Source organism: Labilibaculum euxinicum, from assembly GCF_009795715.1.
Classification (GTDB): Bacteria; Bacteroidota; Bacteroidia; order Bacteroidales; family Marinifilaceae; genus Labilibaculum; species Labilibaculum euxinus.
Genome location: NZ_WTCR01000017.1, coordinates 46,235 through 68,209 on the forward strand (window position 1 = coordinate 46,235; position 21,975 = coordinate 68,209).

Annotated in this window: 20 protein-coding genes; 6 read left to right on the top strand and 14 right to left on the bottom strand. The window is 35.9% G+C overall.

Translation table 11 applies throughout. The features are described 5' to 3' along the window. Positions 1–188: 188 nt before the first annotated feature. Together GQR60_RS18320 and GQR60_RS18325 are read right to left on the bottom strand one after the other, a co-directional pair. Positions 189–1,478 (bottom strand): YaiO family outer membrane beta-barrel protein, encoded by a 1,290-nt coding sequence (locus GQR60_RS18320; RefSeq protein ID WP_124994328.1) that lies wholly within the window; start codon positions 1,476–1,478, stop codon positions 189–191. A 98-nt stretch (positions 1,479–1,576) separates the two neighbouring features. Beyond that, a complete protein-coding gene (locus tag GQR60_RS18325; protein ID WP_124994329.1) occupies positions 1,577–2,749 on the bottom strand; it encodes a hypothetical protein in 1,173 nt (390 codons plus the stop codon). A 302-nt stretch (positions 2,750–3,051) separates the two neighbouring features. Between GQR60_RS18325 and GQR60_RS18330 the strand changes: the two genes are divergently transcribed. The 4 genes from GQR60_RS18330 (at position 3,052) to GQR60_RS18345 (ending at position 6,915) form a co-directional block, all read left to right on the top strand. Next, complete coding sequence (locus GQR60_RS18330; RefSeq protein WP_124994330.1) at positions 3,052–3,402, top strand: DsrE family protein; 351 nt, start codon at positions 3,052–3,054, stop codon at positions 3,400–3,402. A 9-nt stretch (positions 3,403–3,411) separates the two neighbouring features. Next, positions 3,412–4,074: a DUF2461 domain-containing protein gene (locus GQR60_RS18335; RefSeq protein ID WP_124994331.1), complete on the top strand. Its 663-nt coding sequence runs from the start codon at positions 3,412–3,414 to the stop codon at positions 4,072–4,074. Between the two features lie 433 nt (positions 4,075–4,507). Next, the gene (locus GQR60_RS18340) at positions 4,508–6,436 is read left to right on the top strand and encodes a DUF3857 domain-containing protein (RefSeq protein ID WP_124994332.1); all 1,929 of its coding nucleotides are present in this window, start codon (positions 4,508–4,510) and stop codon (positions 6,434–6,436) included. A 125-nt stretch (positions 6,437–6,561) separates the two neighbouring features. Continuing rightward, the gene (locus GQR60_RS18345) at positions 6,562–6,915 is read left to right on the top strand and encodes a four helix bundle protein (protein WP_124994333.1); all 354 of its coding nucleotides are present in this window, start codon (positions 6,562–6,564) and stop codon (positions 6,913–6,915) included. 135 nt (positions 6,916–7,050) lie between these two features. Here the strand turns inward: GQR60_RS18345 and GQR60_RS18350 are convergent, their stop codons facing one another. Then, complete coding sequence (locus GQR60_RS18350; RefSeq protein WP_160463523.1) at positions 7,051–8,220, bottom strand: hybrid sensor histidine kinase/response regulator; 1,170 nt, start codon at positions 8,218–8,220, stop codon at positions 7,051–7,053. A 903-nt stretch (positions 8,221–9,123) separates the two neighbouring features. Here GQR60_RS18350 and GQR60_RS18355 point away from each other — a divergent pair. Further along, positions 9,124–9,261, top strand: a complete 138-nt coding sequence (locus GQR60_RS18355; RefSeq protein WP_154675814.1) for a hypothetical protein — start codon at positions 9,124–9,126, stop codon at positions 9,259–9,261. Between the two features lie 2,129 nt (positions 9,262–11,390). Next, positions 11,391–12,305 (top strand): carboxypeptidase-like regulatory domain-containing protein, encoded by a 915-nt coding sequence (locus tag GQR60_RS18360; protein ID WP_124994335.1) that lies wholly within the window; start codon positions 11,391–11,393, stop codon positions 12,303–12,305. Positions 12,306–13,059: 754 nt separating this feature from the next. Here GQR60_RS18360 and GQR60_RS18365 read toward each other — a convergent pair. The 11 genes from GQR60_RS18365 to GQR60_RS18415 form a co-directional block, all read right to left on the bottom strand. Next, a complete protein-coding gene (locus GQR60_RS18365) occupies positions 13,060–13,533 on the bottom strand; it encodes a WbuC family cupin fold metalloprotein (RefSeq protein WP_124994336.1) in 474 nt (157 codons plus the stop codon). A 93-nt stretch (positions 13,534–13,626) separates the two neighbouring features. After that, positions 13,627–14,604 carry an MraY family glycosyltransferase gene (locus GQR60_RS18370; RefSeq protein WP_124994337.1) on the bottom strand — a complete coding sequence of 326 codons (978 nt, stop codon included), beginning with the start codon at positions 14,602–14,604 and terminating at the stop codon, positions 13,627–13,629. An 86-nt stretch (positions 14,605–14,690) separates the two neighbouring features. Continuing rightward, a complete protein-coding gene (rfbB, locus tag GQR60_RS18375) occupies positions 14,691–15,740 on the bottom strand; it encodes a dTDP-glucose 4,6-dehydratase (RefSeq protein WP_124994338.1) in 1,050 nt (349 codons plus the stop codon). Between the two features lie 241 nt (positions 15,741–15,981). Next, entirely contained in the window at positions 15,982–16,860 is an 879-nt protein-coding gene (gene rfbD / locus GQR60_RS18380; protein ID WP_124994339.1) for a dTDP-4-dehydrorhamnose reductase, read from the bottom strand. Positions 16,861–16,899: 39 nt separating this feature from the next. After that, complete coding sequence (locus GQR60_RS18385) at positions 16,900–17,277, bottom strand: GxxExxY protein (protein WP_124994340.1); 378 nt, start codon at positions 17,275–17,277, stop codon at positions 16,900–16,902. A gap of 39 nt (positions 17,278–17,316) precedes the next feature. Further along, positions 17,317–17,865 (bottom strand): dTDP-4-dehydrorhamnose 3,5-epimerase, encoded by a 549-nt coding sequence (rfbC, locus tag GQR60_RS18390; protein ID WP_124994341.1) that lies wholly within the window; start codon positions 17,863–17,865, stop codon positions 17,317–17,319. 87 nt (positions 17,866–17,952) lie between these two features. Then, positions 17,953–18,831, bottom strand: coding sequence for a glucose-1-phosphate thymidylyltransferase RfbA (gene rfbA, locus GQR60_RS18395; protein ID WP_124994342.1), 879 nt, complete (start codon positions 18,829–18,831; stop codon positions 17,953–17,955). Between the two features lie 14 nt (positions 18,832–18,845). Beyond that, positions 18,846–19,340, bottom strand: a complete 495-nt coding sequence (locus GQR60_RS18400; protein WP_124994343.1) for a D-glycero-alpha-D-manno-heptose-1,7-bisphosphate 7-phosphatase — start codon at positions 19,338–19,340, stop codon at positions 18,846–18,848. Then, positions 19,337–20,035 carry a nucleotidyltransferase family protein gene (locus GQR60_RS18405; protein ID WP_124994344.1) on the bottom strand — a complete coding sequence of 233 codons (699 nt, stop codon included), beginning with the start codon at positions 20,033–20,035 and terminating at the stop codon, positions 19,337–19,339. Before GQR60_RS18405 ends, GQR60_RS18400 begins: the two co-directional genes overlap by 4 nt. An 8-nt stretch (positions 20,036–20,043) precedes the next feature. Continuing rightward, the gene (locus GQR60_RS18410; protein ID WP_124994345.1) at positions 20,044–20,628 is read right to left on the bottom strand and encodes a D-sedoheptulose-7-phosphate isomerase; all 585 of its coding nucleotides are present in this window, start codon (positions 20,626–20,628) and stop codon (positions 20,044–20,046) included. A gap of 2 nt (positions 20,629–20,630) precedes the next feature. After that, on the bottom strand, positions 20,631–21,758 hold the full coding sequence (locus tag GQR60_RS18415; protein WP_317163669.1) for a GHMP family kinase ATP-binding protein: 1,128 nt from the start codon (positions 21,756–21,758) through the stop codon (positions 20,631–20,633). Positions 21,759–21,975: the final 217 nt, after the last annotated feature.

The window sequence follows — 21,975 nt, forward strand, 5'->3', positions numbered from 1 at the left end:
TTGCTCTCCTTCTTAATTTCCAATTCTTTTTTCACAGCCTCTATTTGTTACGCAATAAATGATCCCTGTCCAGAAACATAAGCTCCAAAATTCTCCACATTCCCAATCGCTGAATGAATATTTGTCCCGAACTTTTTGTTGGTATACATTTTAATGAATTATTAACTGGAATAATCTATTCCTAAGATTTAAAATTGATAAGATAACTTCACCGAGAAAGAAAATGCTTTCCTCTTTTCATTAACTCGATACTCTTCCCGTTCATAACCAAATTTCAGGAGATAAAGCAAACGATCGGTTCCTAATCGGTCCTGATAAGACAATCTTAATTTTCTACTTTTGTATTTGTAGACATCCGGTGACGAAAAATTCCCTCTGGGTTCATCAGGCGAAATGCCTGTGGCTAATTCAAGACCTATATAATTCTTCGAATCTCTTAAATACCTTCTTGCTTCCAACCAATACACTTGTGAGACATTACCATTTTCAGGGGTCAGGTATGTTCGAAAAGAAAACCAGTATTTCCTGTAATATTTTTCCAGCGAAGCTGTGTAAATGAAAATATTCTTATTCCCTGCATCAGAATTAAACTGAAGAAACCGCATGCCTGCGGACACACCAAATTCCTCTGGTAATTTATGATACAATTCCGCGCCTGCACGATGTTTAGGAAACAAATTATCGGGAGAATATCCATAATTTAAATAAGCATAACTCATTTTAGTCACCCGCGGATAGGCATCCATTTCAAATTGTTTCGCCACCCCCCTGGACCAAAAACTTTCACCATCAGAAATTAAATCACCCAAATTTATCTTCCCTATAACAGTACCCCAACTATTGCGTCGAGCCAACTGAAACGAACTTAAATGCCACTTTCTATTGTAAGGCTCTTTGAAATACTCATAATCATGCTGATAAACCGCTTTATAAACCATTTTGGATGATCTATATTTTTTCAGTAGAGCCAATCCCTCTTCACTGCCAGGATTCAACTCTAACAATTCATCAAGAACAAGTAACGATTTACTTTCCTCACCAACATCCTGCAGTAACTCAACTTTCTGAACTAAAAAGGCCTCTTCGTTAGGAAAAAACGACAAACCATACTCACAATAAAAAATTGCCTTATTAGGATCTCCTGCCCATTTTTCTATATCAATCATAGCAAAAATGGCATCACTATTATCAAAATCCTCATCCAAAACCAGCTGCAACTCCACTCTTCCCGGTTGAAAATTTTTATCCCAGCCATAAGTTCTCCCAATCAGTATTCTCGCATCAAAAAACTTTGGATTTTGATTCAAAATTTCATAACAGATACTTCTGGCTTCTTCACGATTCCCTGCAAAAGCCAATTCTCTCGCCCGATTAAATTCATCCAAACTATTTTTCTTAGGCACAGAAGTTTCCTGAGCAAAACCTTGCCCAATCATGCAAAATAATAAAAGTGTTAAGAGAGATAAAAATTTCACCATCCAAAATACATTGTTTATGTTTATTTAAAATAATCAATTAAAGAAAAACAAAGCACAAATGTCCAATTTATACTTGACAATATCAAATTAGTTTAAGTTTAATCCACATACATCACCTTTCGATCCTTTCTTGCTGATACACTATCCATTACAGTCCCCATGAACGGTCGATAATACTTCCAAAAAAACATTCTCCTATCTTTAACCTGATTCGCATTGTAAAATGCACCACTCAATCTATTAATTCCATTAAAGTAGGAAGAATAAATTCCCATTTCGTTATTTGAAAAATCACAGGCAAAATAAATAAACCGATAATCCTGATCGTGTTCCAAAATTGCCGGAAACTTTTTTGGCAAATTAAACTGATCCAACAAAGCCTTTCCTTCTTCATTCACATCTAAATTAAACCACGCCAAAACATGATTGCGTGAATCGGTTGAATTGACGTCAAACCAAAATGGATAATATATCGATTCAGGTACATTATATTGCAATTGTGTACTCAATTCACTTTCCAAAATGGGAAAATATCTGTTTAAATGTTTTTTAGCATCCAGAATAACTATTCTCTCTTTATTATCAACCAAAACGATTCCGGCATTTTTAAAATCATACTCCTTCTTATAATTCTTTTTATACAAATCCGGCAACCAGCGAGGAATTTCCGGATCAAGCACTGTATCCAAAGTATGATAATATTTACCAACCCAACCACTCCATTTTAGTCCCAGCAATTGTTCTGTTTGATTTCTAACCAATTCCGAAGTAGGTGCTGCAATAAAATTAAACTCTGCAATGATCGTTTTGCCTTTTCTCTTCATCTCTCTTATCAGGTTGAACTCTGCCGGTTGTAATCCGCCATAAAATAAGGATATTGTATCCTTTCCATAATCCGGATGATCTTTCCAGTTGGAATTATAAATTCCATATGTATCGGCAAAAAAAGCGAGATCCAAAGAATCAGCAAGTGCAGACAACCCCTGTTTTTCAAAAATGCGCAGATCCTTTATTACATACCTGCCATCATCTCCGGGATGAAAGCCGTAAAAATCCTCCGCAAAGTTATATTCCTCTCCATTCGGTTTTACCCAGCGCTTTTGATTGGCAACCCAAAAAAAAGACAGATGCTCAGAATAATTGCCGTTTGGAACTGTTTTATCAACAACTAACAGGTTCATTTGTACTTTATCTTTAAACTTCCAACAGATCCAGGAAATAACAGGAATCATCAGAAATAAGAGAATTATTATTCGTAGTAATTTCCACATTCGCTCTTTTTATTTTAAATTACCTGCAATATTCATCTTTATAACGGACTTAGTCAATATTAAGTTTCTTTTTTTTGATAAGTAATTTTTATTTAAGGACGTAAGGCTCTTTTTTTTACTTGACTGATTTCATCCTTTTTATAAAAAATACAAATTTCTTGGCTAAAAACCTGATATTCATTTATTAATTAAAAGTATTTTTCCATAAGAAATATTCTTGCCGTAACATTTTCCGCTTTCAGGAAATCTGTTTCAATTCAACGGATTCTTATTGTCAAATCACCAATACTCATGAACAAGATATGAACCATAACAGAAAACAAAAATTAGCAGTCATCTGGACAAGCGGAGACCGGGATGTGGCCCTTAAAATGGTATTTATGTACACCTACAATGCTAAGAAAATGGGCTGGTGGGACGAAATTAACCTTATTGTTTGGGGACCATCCTCAAAACTGTTATGTGAAGATGCAGAGCTTCAAGAATACATTGAAAAAATGCAGCAAGAAGGAATATCTATTTTTGCATGCAAAGCCTGCGCTGATATGTATGATGTTTCTCCTCAACTTGAAAAATTAAATATTGATGTCAAATTCATGGGTGAACCACTAAGCGAATACCTTCAAAAAGACTATAAAGTAATTACCTTTTAACATTACAACATGCTAAGCAATAGTATTTACGAGTTTTTACTCGAACTAAGAGAGAATAACAACAGGGATTGGTTTCATGCGAATAAGAAAAAATACGATAAGGCCAAAAAGGACTTTGAACTTTTCGTTGAACTAAGTATCGAACAAATCAAAGTTATTGATCCGGATCTATCAGGACTAAATGCCAAAGACTGCATTTTTAGAATATTCCGGGATGTTCGGTTTTCTGAAAACAAACAACCCTACAAAACACATTTTGGAGCTTTTCTGTCAAAAAATGGCCGGAAAAGCAAATACGGAGGTTATTACATCCATATTGAACCCGAAGGAAGCTTTTTGGGTGGTGGCTGCTACATGCCTGCACCAAATGTTCTTAAAGCCATTCGTGAAGAAATATTTCACAACCCACTGGAATTTAAAGAAATCATCACGAATAAAGAATTCTCATCTCATTTTCCTGAAATGTACGGTGAAAAACTAAAAACTGCTCCACGTGGTTATCCTAAAGATTTTGAATACATCGACCTGCTAAATTTCAAGAATTATGCGGTAGGGAAAATGGTGCCGGATCGAATCGTGTTATCAGAGCAATTTTCTGATGAGATTTTAGAATGCTTCGCCAGTTTGCGAACGCTTAATGCATATTTAAACGAAATACTGGCAGATTTATAAAACGAAATTCTCTTTTTATGATGAAATTTCCTTACTAATATTAGCGGGGGAAACCACAAAGCAAAACCTTTTCTTAGTCGGAGCAGACCACTCTTAGTCTCCTAAAAGAAAAGGCTTTTTCATTAATTACTGTCGATACAATTTAAATTACCTGTTCAATTTAAGTTGATAAAACCAAGCATGCGGAGATTTAGATTCATTCTTTTATGTTCGTTTACTATATTAGATGAGCTGTAGAAAAATTTACATGATTAAGTCCAATTGAGATTGAAAATTTACAGCCTGCCACACTTATTGGATCAAAAACGAACAAAATGAAACGTTCATGCCATAGATATTCTAACACACAGGGGGATGATTATTCCAGCATGGTAAGTTCTCCCGAAACAAGTTCGGGACAGGCTATATGGCAAAAACTTAAAATTATAATCATATGAAACAAATTACACTACTAAGTCTAATTGCTTACTTTTTACTTCTTACACCTGTCTTTGCAAAAAAAGAAACATTTAAATATCCTGCATTTACCATCCCTGCCGAACTTAAAAAAAATGCCAATGCCGTAGTTCGTTTGGATGAAGCCGAATTTACAGTACACTCAAGAAAAAGCTCCAGCCTGACACAAAAAATGGTGATTACAATTCTAAATAAAAAGGGAGAAGTTTACGCATCAATTCCATTTGGATACAGCAAATTTGAAACTTTAGAGAGTTTAAAAATCACCATCTATAATTCGCTTGGCTTAGTGATTAAAAAAGTAAAAGAATCAGAAATTAAAGATTACAGCTATAGTTCTGCAGGTGAACTGATCGGAGATTCACGTTTCAAAATTTACGAACCTGTTCAAAAGCAATATCCATATACTATTGAATACAAATCGGTATCAGACTACAAAGGTCTTTTTGTTTATCCAAGCTGGAAAGCCTATCCCGGTTATCTTGTAGGTGTTGAAAAATCCATCATGAAAGTCATTATTCCTTCGGAGGAAAAATTACGATACAAATGCATTAATTTTAAAGATTCGATCAGTACTACAACCATAAATGATCAAAATATCTACCAATGGGGTATCGATAGTTTACCTGCCTTAAAAAGTGAGCCCTATTCTACCGGTGTGCTCTCGCAATCACCTCAAATTCTTTTGGCTCCTCTCGATTTTGAAATGGATAATTACCCAGGCAGTTTAGAAAGCTGGAATAGCTTGGGGAAATGGTCGGCTGTTTTAAATCAAGGACGCGATCAAATTCCTGAAGAAGAACAGGCTCATATTATAGAACTTACCAAAGACTGCCAGACAGATATTGAAAAAGTAAAAATATTGTATGAATACATGCAATCGAAAACACGTTATGTTGGCATACAATTGGGAATAGGTGGCTGGCAAAGTTTTCCGGCCGAAATGGTTTCAGAAAAAGGTTACGGTGATTGCAAAGCATTGTCGAACTATATGAAATCCCTGCTTAAAGTCGTTCATATTCCATCCAATTACACTTTAGTGAAAGCAGGGGAAAGCAATAATTTGCAGTACACAGATTTTGTGCACAGCTATTTTAATCATGTTATTTTACGGGTTCCGCTGCAGAAGGACACCATTTGGCTCGAATGCACAAGTCAGAAGATGCCTTTTGGCTATCTGGGAACCTTTACCGACGACCGCGATGTATTGTGTGTAAATGATGATGGCGGAGAACTTTGCCATACTCCTGTATATACCATAGAACAAAACCAGCAGATTCAAAACGGTACTTTTACCCTATTGAAAAATGGGGACGCCCATGCTGAAATATCAACTATTTTTACTGGAATTCAATATGAAAACATTGAAACTCTTTACCATAGAAGCAGTGTGGACGATCAAAAGAAATTCCTTTACGAAGAACACATCAACCTACCCGATTTTACAATTAATGATTATCATTTTCAGGAAGATAAAAAACAAATTCCATCGTCAGTTTTAAGCGTAACCCTTGATGTAAGAAACTATGCTTCGCAAACAGGGGATCGTTTATTCATCCCTTTAAATAAAATCAACAGAATTACTTACATTCCTCCCAAATTGGAAAACAGGCTCACCGATATTCGCTATATCAGATCAACTGAAGATAAAGACAGCATCTGTTTTATCCTGCCGGAAGGTTACAAAATAGAAAGCCTTCCTGAGGAAAAAATTATTGAATCGGACTTCGGATACTATCAAAGCAATGCTGAATTGGTTGGCAATAAAGTTTACTACACACGAATTTTCCGCAAAAATAAAAACACATTCAATGCATCCCGCTACGAAGAGTTTCGGTCATTTAGGAAAGAACTCACAAAAGCTGATAAAGCAAGTTTGGTACTAAAAAAGATTACGAAGTCTTAAGGTCGAAAAAGTCTTGAAGAGTCTTGAAATGTCGAAGGCTCTGGAAAAATCTAAAAGGTAGACTAGTACAAGAGGTTGGAAAAATCCAGAAGTTTAAAAGAGTAAAAAAAATACGAAATAATTATATGAGTACAATTAAAAAATTTGAAGAACTGGTGATTTGGCAAAATGCCCGGAAATTGATTAATGAGATATACAAAGAAATGAATGGGATTAAAGATTTTGGATTCAAAGACCAAATTCAACGAGCTTCAGTTTCTATCATGAATAATATTGCCGAAGGTTTTGAAAGATATTCAGACACTGAATTCAGACGTTTTTTGGACATTTCGAAAGCATCATGCGGTGAGGTTCGAAGTATGCTTTATCTAACCGAAGATCTCCATTATCTTAATAATAATACAGCTGAAAATTTACGGAAAGACTGCAGGCTGATATCAGGTAGTATTCAGAATTTAATTAACAGCTTAAAATCCTAATCAGTCAATCATAAGCCACTTCCATACTATTTTAACCTTTCGACCTTTGGACTGTTCAAAACTGTTTGACACTTCGACTTTTCAAGACCCTTCCAGACCCTTCCAGACTCTTCGATACTTTTCCAGACTTTCAAATCAGTACACCGGAAGCTGAAATGAAACCCGAACACCGCCTTCGCTAAGGTTCTCCACATCAACAATGGCCTTGTGCAAATCCATAACCAATTTCACAACTACCAAACCAGCGGTAAAACGTTTAAAATCCTGTCTTCGGTCTTCTTTGTTTAGTTCAAAAAAGTGGAATGTGTAATTCACTTCCGATGGAGTAAATTGCACTCCTAAATCCTGAACAAAAACCTTGACACTTTGACCTTCCAACGAAGCGCCAACCAAAACTTCGGAACGCGAAGGTGCATTGGTAACAGCATTTTCAATAACTTTCTCCATGCTGATGCCAAACAATTTCTCATCACCACGAATAATATAATTCTTAGGGATCTCTACCTTTACTTTAATCTTTCGTTCAGCGATCAATGGTTTCAATTTTTCGATGCTGTCTTTGACCACCTCGTAAACAGAAATTCCCAAAATTTTCATTTCGTAACGATCGAAACGCAAAGCAGAAAGAAGTAAGGCCATATCCGAAACACCAGTCAGTTTTTCACAAGCCTGAATAATGTATCGCACATATTTTAAATTGGTTTTATTTTTAATGGAAAATTCCAACATTTCAGCAAACCCCACAATACCATTTAGCGGCTCTCTCAGTTCTGTTGACATGAGTGACAGAAAATCGTTTTTAGCATCCTCGAGAGTTGAAAGCTGATGGTTTGCATGCTCAAGACTTTGGTTTGACTCAACCAACTCCATGGTTCGGGCAGCAACCCTCTCCTCCAATTCCAGATTCATCATTTTCAGCTTCTGATTTTTACTTTTTAAATCAAGATGCGTATTCACTCTGGCAACTAATTCCTGAGGGTTGAATGGTTTGGTGACATAATCCTGAGCCCCTGCTTCAAAACCTTTAATTATGGATTCTTCATCAACTCTGGCAGTAAGGAAAATTACAGGTATATCTTTTGTTTTTTCTTTTGATTTAAAATACTCACAAACCTCATAACCATCCATCTCAGGCATCATGATGTCCAGCAAAATCAAATCAAAACTTTTTGCAACACACAGCATTATGGCATCTTTGCCATTTAATGCGTAACTAATTTCGTAGGAGTCGTCGGAAAGAATGGATTGTAATACTTTAATGTTATCTGGTATATCATCAACGATTAAAATCTGGTATTTCTTCATTTCCGGTAAATTATATAAGTAGTCAGTAGTCATTGAAACAGAAAATGTAAGAATCAGAATATTTAACATTCACATACCCTCACAATATTAACGCATAAATATAACACATAATTCTTTACATAGAAACCTAAAAACTGTTTTTTTTTGAATGCTTGTTTATTAGATTGGATCATCGAACATTCTAAATGTAGAAAGTCTAAAAGTCTGGAAAGGTTGAATGGCCAAAACAAATACCTTTTTTGACTATTGGATCTTGTGGCACAGAAGAAGGTTTACTTTTTAAAGACACTTCCAGACTTTTGTCCCTTTCAACTGTTAATTCACTGGCTAAAGCCAAGTGGCAATGAATTCACCATCTCTTTAAGCTCAGACAAATCAGCCTTACATCGATAAAGAACAAAATTAATGAATATTTCGACTTTGAATCCACTGGCTGAAGTCAGGTGGCAATCCAATCCTCTACCTCTTTTGATTACAATGGACTTTTAGACTCTTTGACTTTTCCAGACTCTTCAAGACTTTTTATCAAACACCCCTCTGCCTGTCGGCATCTCCCCTTAAAATGGGAGAATTATTACATTAGGCATTCGGCTTTGAATCCACTGGCTGAAGCCAAGTGGCAAAGTAAAGTTATCCTTATTCTATACCATGGGACAAAGTCACATGGTAATCCAATCCTCTACCTCTTTTGATTACAATGGACTTTTGGACTCTTTGACTTTTCCAGACTCTTCAAGACCTTTTATCACCCCCCCCCTCTCATTCCACGAACGAAGCCAAATCCATATTCAAAGCTCGTGAAATAAAGACAAACAAATTAACTTGACAAGTTTGACAGCTTGGCTTTTCATTTTTTTGTTTAATTTTACAGCGAAATTATACACTACTACAAATTTTTTACCAATGGACAATTTACCAAAGGAAATCGCCGATGCGATTAAAAATGGCATGGAAGAAAACCAACTGATTAAAATAGCAACCCGCCTTTTGGAAAAAGGAGATCAGGAAAATGCCGCTAAAGTATTGGATTTTTGCATTTAAGAATCCACGACATGCAAAAAGCTCCAAAAGATTATTTCTTTTGGAGCTTTTGCATTTATGCTTTTACTACCCCTAAATCCCCTGAAGGGGACTTTTGCATCTTTCAAGACTCTTCAAGACTTTTGTCTTTCTATCTTTAATCCACTGGCTGAAGCCAAGTGGCAAAACAAATCCATCTCTATTTATACCATGGACTAAATATGTCGAAATTCAAAATTTCTCTTTTTTAGACTATTGATTCCTGCGGCGCAGAAGAAGATGCTCTTTTTAAAGAAACCTATTCACCTGCGCCAATTTGTAATGTCCCATTCTTATCCCGGGGTGACATTCGCTTCGCTCATTTACCCCGGGCTATTCATATTTGAGTCCTTCCGGCTCAGACAAATCAGACTTACATCCATAAAAAACAAAATCATGAATATTTCGACTTTTCAAGACTTTTGGACTTTTCAAGACTTTTGGACTTTTCAAGACTTTCAAGACCTTTCCAGACCTTTCACCTTCAAACACCCCTCTCCCTGTCGGGATCTCCCCTTTAAAAAGGGAGAATTATTACATGAGGCATTTCGACTTTGAATCCACAGGCTTAAGCCAAGTGGCAAAACAAATCCATCGCTATTTATACCATGGACTAAACTAAACATGTCGAAATTCAAGATTCTCTTTTTTAGACTATTGGTTCCTGCAGCGCAGAAGATGATGCTCTTTTTAAAGAAACCTATTCACCTGCGCCAATTTGTAATGCCTCATTCTTATCCCGGGGTGACATTCGCTTCGCTCATTTACCCAGGGCTATTCATATTTGAGTCCTTCAGTCTCAGACAAATCAGCCTTACATCCAAAAAACAAAATAATGAATATTTCGACTTTTCAAGACTTTTGGACTTTTCAAGACTTTCAAGACCTTTCCAGACCTTTCACCTTCAAACACCCCTCTCCCTGTCGGGATCTCCCCTTAAAAAAGGGAGAATTATTACATGAGGCATTTCGACTTTGAATCCACAGGCTTAAGCCAAGTGGCAATGAATTCACCACCTCTTTAAGCTCAGACAAATCAGCCTTACATCCATAAAGAACAAAATTAATGAATATTTCGACTGTTCAAGACCTTTCAAGACTTTTGGACTTTCCTCTGTTTGACCCTTCAAGACTTTCGACTTTTTCGACTTTCGACCACACCAACAATGGATGAACAGATCAATTATCCTGACAAATAAGTGATTTTTAACGATTATTCACATTTGTTTTGGTTTTTTATTAAACATTGGACGGGATTATATAAATAATTTTATTTACATTTATTTTACAATTATGTTGCAGCTGTTTTAATTCTATGTTTGCAGATTGATATGTCAAAGAAAAATATCAATTTGAATGTAATGCCGTATCGAAAGAAAAGCTTTCCGGTATAAATCCGGACAACCAGCGTCTCCTGATCAGCATGGAAAATCAGGACTCAATCGGATGTCTCCCGATACAAGACCCAATTATTCTCTGAGTTATTTGCCAACTAATTTGTGCAAATCAACCCGCATCATCTGCACGAAGCTTTTTCTGCAAATGACTTACTTTCAGCAATTGTCTTTATCATTAAACACTCAAAACTATTTTTTCAACAATTAAAACAGCTTCGTTTCATTTATTTTCAGTTAAAAATTCTTTATAAATCATTGTTAGATTACAGGAACGGAAGTGCTCCGGTTAAGAATGAATGTCTCACAAGGAATAATGTTTCTCTGTGGCTCTATTTCTAATCAGTGAATTAACAAAAGCAAATTCCGGCATCATTTGATGACCTGATGAAGTTTAAGAACGGCTTTGTATTTTCATTTGATCAGTTGATGAAGTTTAAGAATCACTCGGTGAAGTTCAGGAATCACATTGTATTTTCATTTGATGACCCGCTGAAGTTCAAAAAGCACTTTGTTTTTTCATTTGATCAGTTGATGAAGTTCTGGAATCACTTGGTGAAATCCGGGAATCACATTGTATTTTCATTTGATCACCTGGTGAAGTTCAGGAAGCACTTTGTTTTTTCATTGAATCAAGCCTTGTTTCATTTTTGAGCTGTACTTCGCTCAAGTGCCCGGAGTCCTGTTCCTGTTTTCTAACATTTAAAACAAAAAATCATGCAAAAATTATTAGAAACTCAAAAAGAAATGCAAAGAACATTTCGAGGTTTTATAAGTGATAATCAAGTTAAACTGGATGCAGTCCCTGTTGTGAAAGAAATCATTGATCTGCAGATCGATAAAATGGATCGGTTCGATGTTCTGTGGGAGCTTACCCAAACGAATTACAGTGGTACCACCATCACCAAACGCAACACAAAGGCATTGGCAGCCAATTATCTGAACCGCATTAATCTTCTTTTCTACAATTATTGCCTGAAAAGCAACAAACTGGAAGATCTTCCCAATTTAAAGGGCAGTGTTTCGTTTTACCTGAGCCTGTCCGATGAAAAATTCATCAGCAAACTGGACTTTACCTGCAGATTTGGTGACAACTTGGGCGATCAACTGGCCGAAACAGCTGTGAGTACAGAAGAATTAGCAGATCTTAAGGTGCTGCGTTCGAGCTATATCGATCTGGCTCCAAGACCCAGGGAAATAAAGAGCAATACAAAAATTTCGAATCAGGAACTGAAAGATGTGGGGGCAGAAATTCTCAACATCAACAAAACCAGACTGGACAATGTGATGCAATCTCTCTTTGCCGGTTCCGATCCCGAATTGTATCAAAGTTATCTGGAAGCTACAAATATGGTGAAAGTTGGCCATCGAAAAACTGCTGTATCCGGAAGCATTACCGATAAGGTAAGCAAACTAGCGGTTCTTCAGGCGCACATCCTGATTCCTGAAGCGGGAATTGACCATTTGTGTACCAGTAAAAAAGGAGGATTCCGAATTGATAAACTGAACCCGGGCACCTATCAAATTCAAATTAAAGCCGTAACCTATAAAACCATTAGCATGGAATTGGTGCACCGTTACGGTGAAACCAATGTGCTTCAGGTGGAAATGGAAACTGAGAACGGGCAATGAACAAACGGCCTGTGGCAGAAGTGCCGCAGGCCTGAGTTTTATACCGTATTTGTTAAAAAAAACTCACCCCAGTCTTTCCTCTATTAAACACCTCACCCCAACCCTCTCCTGAAGGCGAGGGAGTTAGCACCGAAATGGAAATACTGCGCATATCGTCATCCTGCCCCGATAGCTATCGCGGGGGAGGAACGCAGTGAAGGATCTCATCCATTTTGGCTTTTCGTCAGTGCTTGTTGAAACACCTCTCTTCTGCCTTTCCTCAATCAAAATACCTCACCCCAGCCCTCTCCTGAAGGTGAGGGAGTTTTTTGGATAAACCCTTAGTAAAACCAAATGCAAACAATTAAAAGTGTATCCCTTAAAATAGCCCAAAGAGTTCATTTTCTTTGTTTTTGTTTATCCTGTTAATTCCTCATAAATAGTTTAGACCAAATGGAAGTACTGCACTTTTGGTCATCCTGCCACGATAGCTATCGCGGGGGAGGAACGCAGTGAAGGATCTCATCCATTTTGGCTTTTCATCAGTGCTTGTTAAAAACACCTCACCCCTGCCTTTCCTCAATCAAAATACCTCACCCCAACCCTCTCCTGAAGGTGAGGGAGTTTTTGTATATACCCGAGTAAAACCAAATGCGAACAATTAAAAGTGCAACCATTAAAAAAAGCCCAAAGAATTCAATTTCTTTGGGTTTTTTCCTTCGGCCCCGCAAGAACAACAGATTCTTGCGAGATGGTACGCCGAAGTTTTTACTTTTCACTGCAAATTGAGTATTTTTTCTCTTAAACCCGCAAGATACAACTCACAAACATTTTCTTTTAATGGATCCGGTGTCCACGAAGCAAACTCCATACCTGCATTTGGTACGTAAGGTCCTTCCTTTATCTCGTAAATTACCGATCCCGACTCCTCTGCTAAAATGGTATGCCAAACTCCTGCTGGAATTTCAACCCCATATTCACCCTCTTCGGGAGCTAATTTTTTTGACTCTACAATATTTCCCTGATCATCAAAAAGGATTACAGTAATCCTTCCCCGCAACAAAAGGAAAATCTCTACATTCTCGGTATGCCTGTGGGGCGGCAAGTAAGTTTCAGGTTCAAGAGCATTCAACATTCTTTGCAACAACTCTTCTCCATTTTCATGGAAATTGTAATTCATGCGTTTGCGGGGACTGTTTTTTGCCTCACCTGTTACTCTGTTCAGTAATTCGGTATTGATGTATTTCATTCTAAAATCAGATATAAAACCAATTAATCATTGGACGAGCCGAAGATTCCTTCCCATCCCTCCTTCTGTAATTTTATCCGCAAAACAATTCTTCTAGGTCAATTGGTGCAAGTGAAAGTACTTTCGTTTCACTGCAACATATACAAATGCCAGTACCAAAAGAATTCCAATAACAAATAGACTTAATGAGACGATAGAAAAATCGGATTCTAACAAATACAATGCGATAAAATTAATCCCAATCTGAACCAAAGTATAGCCTGCAGCAACAATCAAGTGCGGTACTTTTGCCTCATTGGCTAAAATCTGATAAACATGTTTACGATGTGCCTCAAAAATATTCTCCTTTAGAATCAATCGGTGAACGATAGTAAGCACAGAATCCACACCATATACAGCCAAAAGCAAGACCACAACAAAGGAAGGTTCAGCCAAGATCAATTTCCCGATCATAAACAGGAGAATAAAAGCAATAGAAATGGCCCCCACGTCTCCGGCAAAACATTTTGCTTTTTTTCTAAAATTGTAAAAATTAAAGACCAAAAGTCCTAAAGCCGTGCAATAAATCAAATCATTCTCGATAAAAGTTACATGATAGTTATTAATCAAGCACAAACCGGAAAGAACAGCCAAACTATAGCCTCCCGTTATGCCATTGATCCCATCCATAAAATTCCAGGCATTGGTAATACCAATAAACAGAACCAAAGCCACAGCAATCCAAACCCACTGCAATTCAAACAAATTTAACTGATAGAACAGCAAGCCCATAGCCAGCAGATGAATGCCAAGGCGCAACTTATTGGAGAGCGTGAATACATCATCCAGAAAACTGATTAAAGTGATTAGTGTTAATCCCAGAAAAAACCATGGGTAAGAAAAACCGGAATAAACAAAGAAGGCAAAGGCTCCAAAATAAAAGATGATTCCTCCTCCACGCAGTGTTATGGATGTGTGAGAGCTTCGCAGGTTTGGCTTGTCGATAATATTAAAACGATCGGCGAGTAGGAAGTAAAGATTGATTACTATAAACAGGCATGCAGTTAGGAAAATAATTTGATAAAAAGACATTTGAGATTCAATTACGGTTTATGAACTTAAAGCTGTTTTTTATCTTTGTAAAAGATAAAAACAGCTTTAAATCAAACAATTATTTTTTATTTGGAATACATTTCTTTGTAATATTTTTCGTATTCCCCGCTGGTGATGTTCTCCATCCATTCCTTATTTTCGAGGTACCACTTTACAGTTTTCTCAATTCCCTCTTCAAATTGAAGTGATGGTTCCCAGCCCAATTCATTCTTTAGTTTTGTAGAGTCAATCGCATAACGCAAATCATGACCGGCACGATCGGTAACATAGGTAATCAGTTTCTCTGATTCTCCTTCTTCACGACCCAATAATCTGTCAACGGTTTTAATCATCACTTTGATCAGATCAATATTCGTCCACTCGTTAAATCCACCGATGTTGTAGGTATCTCCAACTTTTCCTTCATGAAAAATTACATCAATCGCTCTTGCGTGATCTTCTACATACAACCAGTCTCTAACATTTTCTCCTTTTCCATAAACCGGAAGAGCTTTGTTGTTGCAAATATTGTTGATGAACAAAGGAATTAATTTTTCAGGAAACTGATAAGAACCATAATTATTCGAACAGTTCGAAATTACGGTTGGCAATCCAAAGGTATCCTGAAAAGCTCTCACGAAATGATCCGAAGAAGCTTTGGAAGCCGAGTAAGGGGAATGAGGATCGTAAGCCGTAGTTTCCAAAAAGAAGCCTTCTTCCCCCAGTGAACCATACACTTCATCTGTAGAAACATGATAAAACAATTTCCCTTCGTAATTTCCCTCCCAAGCGAACTTAGCTGCTTGCAATAAACTCAAGGTTCCCATTACATTTGTTTGAGCAAAGGAAAATGGATCTTTAATCGAACGATCAACATGAGATTCTGCAGCCAAATGAATGACACTTTCGATCTGATAATCTATAAATACTTTTTGAACCTTCTCAAAATCACAAATGTCGCATTTTACGAATTCATAATTTTCTTTGTCTTCAATATCTTTTAAGTTGGCTAAATTCCCTGCATAAGTCAAGACATCCATATTTACGATTCGGTACTCAGGATATTTATTGACCAACAAACGAACCAAGTGAGAGCCAATAAAGCCAGCACCTCCGGTAACTAAGATTGATTTCATTGTAGTATGTTATTTAAGTTTTTTTACTATTTATTGATATTCTGCACAAGGGTAAAGTAAAATCAAGGTAAAAGTCTGACAAGGATAAAGGTTAAAGTATTAACAAGGTTAAAGGTTAAAGTAAAACAAGATTAAAGGTTAAAAAAGCTTGTACTTCATCACCTTTATAATTTTCACATCATCCTTTACTCTTCATCCTTTACCCTTTCTCTTTTGAACTTTAACCTTTGTACTTTACCCTTTACACTTGTTCCTTTAACTCCTTTAACCTTTGAATACATTCTTTTAAAGAATCTCTCCAATATGGAATTTCAATTCCATAATCAGCTTTGATCTTCGCTTTGTTTAGTACTGAATAGTGAGGGCGCTTTGCTGGCGTAGGATAATCTTTGGTTTCGATTGGATTTACAATACAATCTACATTTCCCATTTCCATGATGGCTTTTGCAAAATCGAACCAGGACGCAACACCTTCATTGGAAAAATGATACAATTTTCCAGATGTATCCAACTTATCAGATTTCGAAAGAATTTCAAGACAGGTTTGAGCCAAATCTCTTGCATAGGTAGGAGTTCCTACCTGATCAAAAATCACACCCAATTCTTCTCTTTCCTTACCCAAACGAAGCATGGTTTTCACAAAATTGTTCCCAAAGGAGGAATACAACCAAGACGTACGAATCACGATGGATTCAGAGTAAGAATTTAAAACAAACTCCTCGCCTTTTCGTTTGGTAGCTCCATACACTCCCAAAGGAGATACTTCAAACTCTTCCGAATAAGGAAGATGAGCCGTTCCATCAAATACGTAATCAGTAGAGATGTGAATCAGTTTCAAATTCTGTGCTTCAGCAACAGCCACCAAATTTCCAACAGCAGTGGCGTTTACCAATTCAGCAGTTTTGGAATCTTCTTCGGCCTTGTCAACCGCAGTATATGCCGCACAATTGATGATTCCTTTAATTTGATGATCGCTTGCAAACTGTGCAAGCATCTCTCGATTGCAAATGTCTAATTCCGGTAGATCGGAAAAAACAAATTCCAAATTTGAAAATGATGCACTAAGCTCATTTATTTCTGAACCCAATTGACCGTTTGCTCCTGTTATTAATATTTTCATTTCCTTATTTTTTTCCACAAATTACTCAAATGACACAAATTAAAGAATAACACGTTTATACTGTAAACTTTTTGCGCCAAAATTAACAAGCAAACCAACACGTTTTCCTGTCGCTTTTAAATAGTTCAAAACTTGGGCATAATGAACATCAGTAAGTGCATTCACCGCCTTTAACTCCACAATTACTTCATCAAAACAAATAAAATCAGCAAAATACTTCTTATTAAGCTCACGTCCCTTATAAAAAACATCAAGTTGTACTTCTCTTTCAAAAGGCATTCCAGTATCCATAAACGATAGCTCTAATGCCTCCTGATAGATAGCCTCAAGAAAACCACAGCCTAACTCTGAGTGTACTTCCATGCAACAGCCTATGATTTCATAACATTCTTTTTTAAAAAGATATTTTTCATTCATAATTTGTGTCATTTGAGTAATTTGTGGACATTAAATTTTCTAAAAAGGATTTTCTGTTTCGGCCAATGGCTTCAATAGTTTGTCTTTTCCCGACAATTGAACTTCTTCGGCAGCAATTTGCCAATCGACAGCAATCTCTTCATCATTCCAGATGATTCCTGCATCATGACTTGGAGCATACCAGTTATCAACTTTATAGGCAAAAGTTGCTTCCTCACTCAATACTACAAAGCCATGTGCAAATCCACGCGGAACAAACAATTGACGTTTGTTTTCCCCGTTTAATTTCACCGCTACATATTTTTTATAAGTTGCTGAATCTTTTCGAAGATCTACAGCCACATCCAAAACTTCACCTTCAATACAACGTACCAATTTGGCCTGATTAAAAGGTGGTTTTTGAAAGTGCAAACCACGCAGTACCCCTCTTGATGACTTCGACTCATTGTCCTGAACAAAATTAACTACCCCTATGTTTTCTTCAAATTCTTTTTGATTGAAAGATTCAAAAAAATAGCCCCTATCATCCCCAAATACTTTAGGTTCAATAATGACTACTTCTGGTATTTCTGTTTTTATAAATTCCATTGTTTCACAAGTTAAAAGATAAAAGGATAAAGTTCAAAGTACTAAAACTTTTACCTTACCCTTTTTCATTCTAATAAATATTATCCCTTATGCTTCTTTTACAAGATTTAACAGGTATTGACCATAACCATTCTTTTTTAATGGCTCCGCCAATTTTTTCACCTGTTCGGCAGTAATATAACCTTTTGAGTAAGCAATTTCCTCCAAACAGGCCACTTTCAATCCCTGTCGGGTTTCAATGGTTTCAATAAAGCTTCCAGCAGCCAATAAAGATTCGTGAGTTCCCGTATCCAACCAGGCATAACCCCGTCCCATTAACTCCACTTTCAGACGGCCTTGCTTTAAATACTCCTGATTTACTGTAGTAATTTCTAACTCTCCACGATGAGATGGCTTCACATTTTTAGCTACCTGCACCACATCATTTGAATAAAAATACAAACCAACCACTGCATAATTGGATGCAGGCTTCTCTGGTTTCTCCTCAATGGAAGTTACTGTTCCCTCTTCATCGAAAGCAGCAACACCATAACGTTCTGGATCACTTACATAGTATCCGAAAACGGTTGCTTTGCCTTCGTCCTCTACATTTTTACGTGCATTTTTCAACATGCCTGTAAGATTGTGTCCGTAGAAAATATTATCACCTAGTACCAAGCAAACGGAATCATCTCCAATAAACTCATCCCCAAGAATGAAAGCCTGCGCCAAACCATCAGGACTAGGTTGCTCTTTATAAGATAATTTTAATCCCAAATCCTCACCCGAACCTAATAATTTCTCAAAATTAGGTAGATCCTCAGGAGTGGAAATAATAAGTATCTCCTGAATCCCTGCCAGCATCAAAACTGATAGTGGATAATATATCATGGGCTTGTCGTAAACAGGCAATAGCTGCTTCGAAACTCCTTTGGTAATTGGATACAAACGGGTTCCGCTGCCTCCTGCTAAGATTATTCCTTTCATAAAAAATAAATGTATTAATTCGTCAATTTACATTTTGTAATGATATCCTTATAAGACCCATTAAACAAATAACATTTCTCCTTCAATAAACCAGCGTTTATACCTGCATTTAGATCACTTTCTTTATCCCCAACCAACATTGAAGACTCTAAATCTATTCCAAAATCCTTAGAGGCTTTTAAAAGCATACCTGGGTTAGGTTTACGACAATTACATGCTCCCGTGAATTCAGGGTGATGTGGACAACAATAGGCCTTTGTAATTTCAATGCCCTTAATTTCAAATTCTGCAAGCATCCACTTTGTCAATTTCCAGAACTCCTTTTCAGTATAATAGCCTCTAGCTATTCCTGCTTGATTTGTAATTATTACAATCAAATAGCCTTGGTTCAGAAAAAATTTACAAAATTCAAATATTCCTGGAATAAAATCAAAACTCTCAATCTTATGCACATAATTATATTCGTGATTAATTACTCCATCTCGATCTAAAAACAAAGCTTTCTTCATATTTTAAAAGGTAATTCAATTTTAGCTTTCGTATAATCTACAGGAATTCCAATGTCAATAAAATATCCATCAGATTTAAATGCACCAAACGAAACAGACTTAACATACTTTTCGAGAAATGTTTTTTCAAAAGAAAATTTTTCATCTTTAGGCATCATTCCCATACAGACTGAATTCATAAGATAAATACCGCCATTAATAAAGCCTTGCTTACAATATCTTTTTTCAATAAAATCTTCTACAAAATTATCGTTAGTTTTTACAGAGCCATATCTCTCAAAATCAAACATCTTTTTCACAACGATAGAAAAAGGATTATTCTGTTTATTATGAAAATCATAGAACTCTTTCAAATTAACATTGAAAAAAGTATCACCATTTATAACAAATACTGGTCTATTTTTATTTTTAACTTTATCATAAGCTTTTTTTATTGCCCCTCCTGTCCCAAGAGGTTCAACTTCAAAAGAATAACTCAAATGAATTCCTTGATAATTTTCACTAAAATAATCTTGAATAACATCTGCTTTATATCCAACAGCAAGAATCAAATGATCAATCCCATTATTTAATAGCCAATCAAAAAGATATTTCAAAAAAGGCTTTCCATTAATATCAGCCATTGGCTTTGGTACATCAATTACCATTTCTTTTAATCTTGTACCAAAACCTCCAGCAAGAATGATAGCTTCCATTATTACTATTATTTTAGATTTCCAAATATTTCTTCTTCAACGATAGCACAAATAGTATGACCTATCAAAATATGAGCCTCTTGAATTCTTGGAGTTTCCTTTGATGGAACTTTTATACAATAATCACACAAACCACCCATTTCTCCACCCGTCAAGCCTGTTAATCCAATAGTTACCATGTTTTTAATTTTTGCTTCTTTAACCGCTTCTATAAGATTCTTAGAATTACCTGATGTTGAAATAGCGAAAAAAACATCACCTTCACTACCTTGAGCTTGTATCTGACGACTAAATACTTTTTCATATCCATAATCATTACCAATTGCGGTAAGAATTGATGTATCTGTAGTAAGGGCTATAGATGGTAATCCTGGGCGATCAAAATAGAAACGACTAACAAACTCCCCTGCTATATGTTGAGCATCTGCGGCACTACCACCATTACCTGCTAACAATGTTTTTCCACCTTTCTTATAAATTTCAACACATAATTTTGAAACTTCTTTAATTAATGCTACTAGTTCCTCGTTATTTAATATTTTATTCTTAACATTTATTGATTCTACTATTTGTTCTTTAATAAAATTCTCCATTCTTAGTTATTATAAGTTCTTATAAGATTATTTTCAATTTCCGCCTTTTTTATTTTTTCATTTTTGAAGATTTTCCAACCATGACAACCACCTTCCGAAAAATGAAAATTCATCACTTTTCCTTCAAATTCATTTAATGCTTTAATAACATCTAGTTTTTTAATTGGATCAACAACAAAAATCATAAATCCGCCACCACCAGCACCAGAAACTTTACCTGCTTTAGCTCCTGCCTTAATAGCTATTTTGTAAATATCATCAATCATTTTATTTGATATGGAATTTGCTGTTTTTTTCTTCTCAATCCATGATCTTCCAAGGATTTGAGCAAATTCATTAATATCACCTTTTAGAATAGCCTCCTTCATTTCAACAGAACTTTTCTTAAGTTCATGCATAGCCGCTATTGTTTTATCAACTTTCTCAGTAGTATTCTTTTTTTGTTCGTCAATTATTGCTGCTGATGAACGTGATGCCCCTGTATAATAAAGAATCATCGAGCTTTCCAATTCATCCTTGATCCAATTTTTAACTCGTAAAGGATTAACAATCACCTTCTTGTCACTATAAAATTCCATATAGTTAAATCCCCCAAATGTTGCGGCATATTGATCTTGTTTTCCTCCACTTAAACAAACATCTTCACGTTCAATCTCGAAAGCCAACATAGCTATATCATATTCACCTAATGGCAGATTCAACCATTCAACAAAAGCTTTAACCATCGCTACAACAAGAGTTGAAGATGAACCTAATCCACTTCCTGCTGGAGCATCAGAATAGGTTGTCATAGAAAATGATAACGGTTGACCATTATTAAAATCCTTTATTATTCTATTGTATACACCTTTATGAAGATCTAACAAACCATCTAGAATCAAATTATTAGTTCGTTTAGACTTAAAATACTCATTTCGATCTTTAGCATTAAAAGAAATTATACTATCACAATTTGTATCGATGGTACAATAGGCATACATATCAATAGTTACATTTAAAATTGCACCGCCATAAGTATCACTATATGGACTTACGTCTGTACCCCCACCTGCTAAACCAAGTCGCAAAGGTGCTTTTGATCTTATTATCATATTTAATAAAAATAAATTTACCAGCTTATCACCTTCCACTGATATATTATCAGCTAAGCAACAAACTGAAACTACCTCACATAACTATAACTTTGTGAAAACTATATCATTTCAATTATTAAGTTTGTATTTCAAACCATGTTTCAATTTCAGTTTAAATAAAATTCCGTATATACTCAACTTTATTGCTTTAACTATTACTTTAAGATAAAGGCCCGATTTATAAGTGCATATTAATCAAAGTGTTTAATAAATC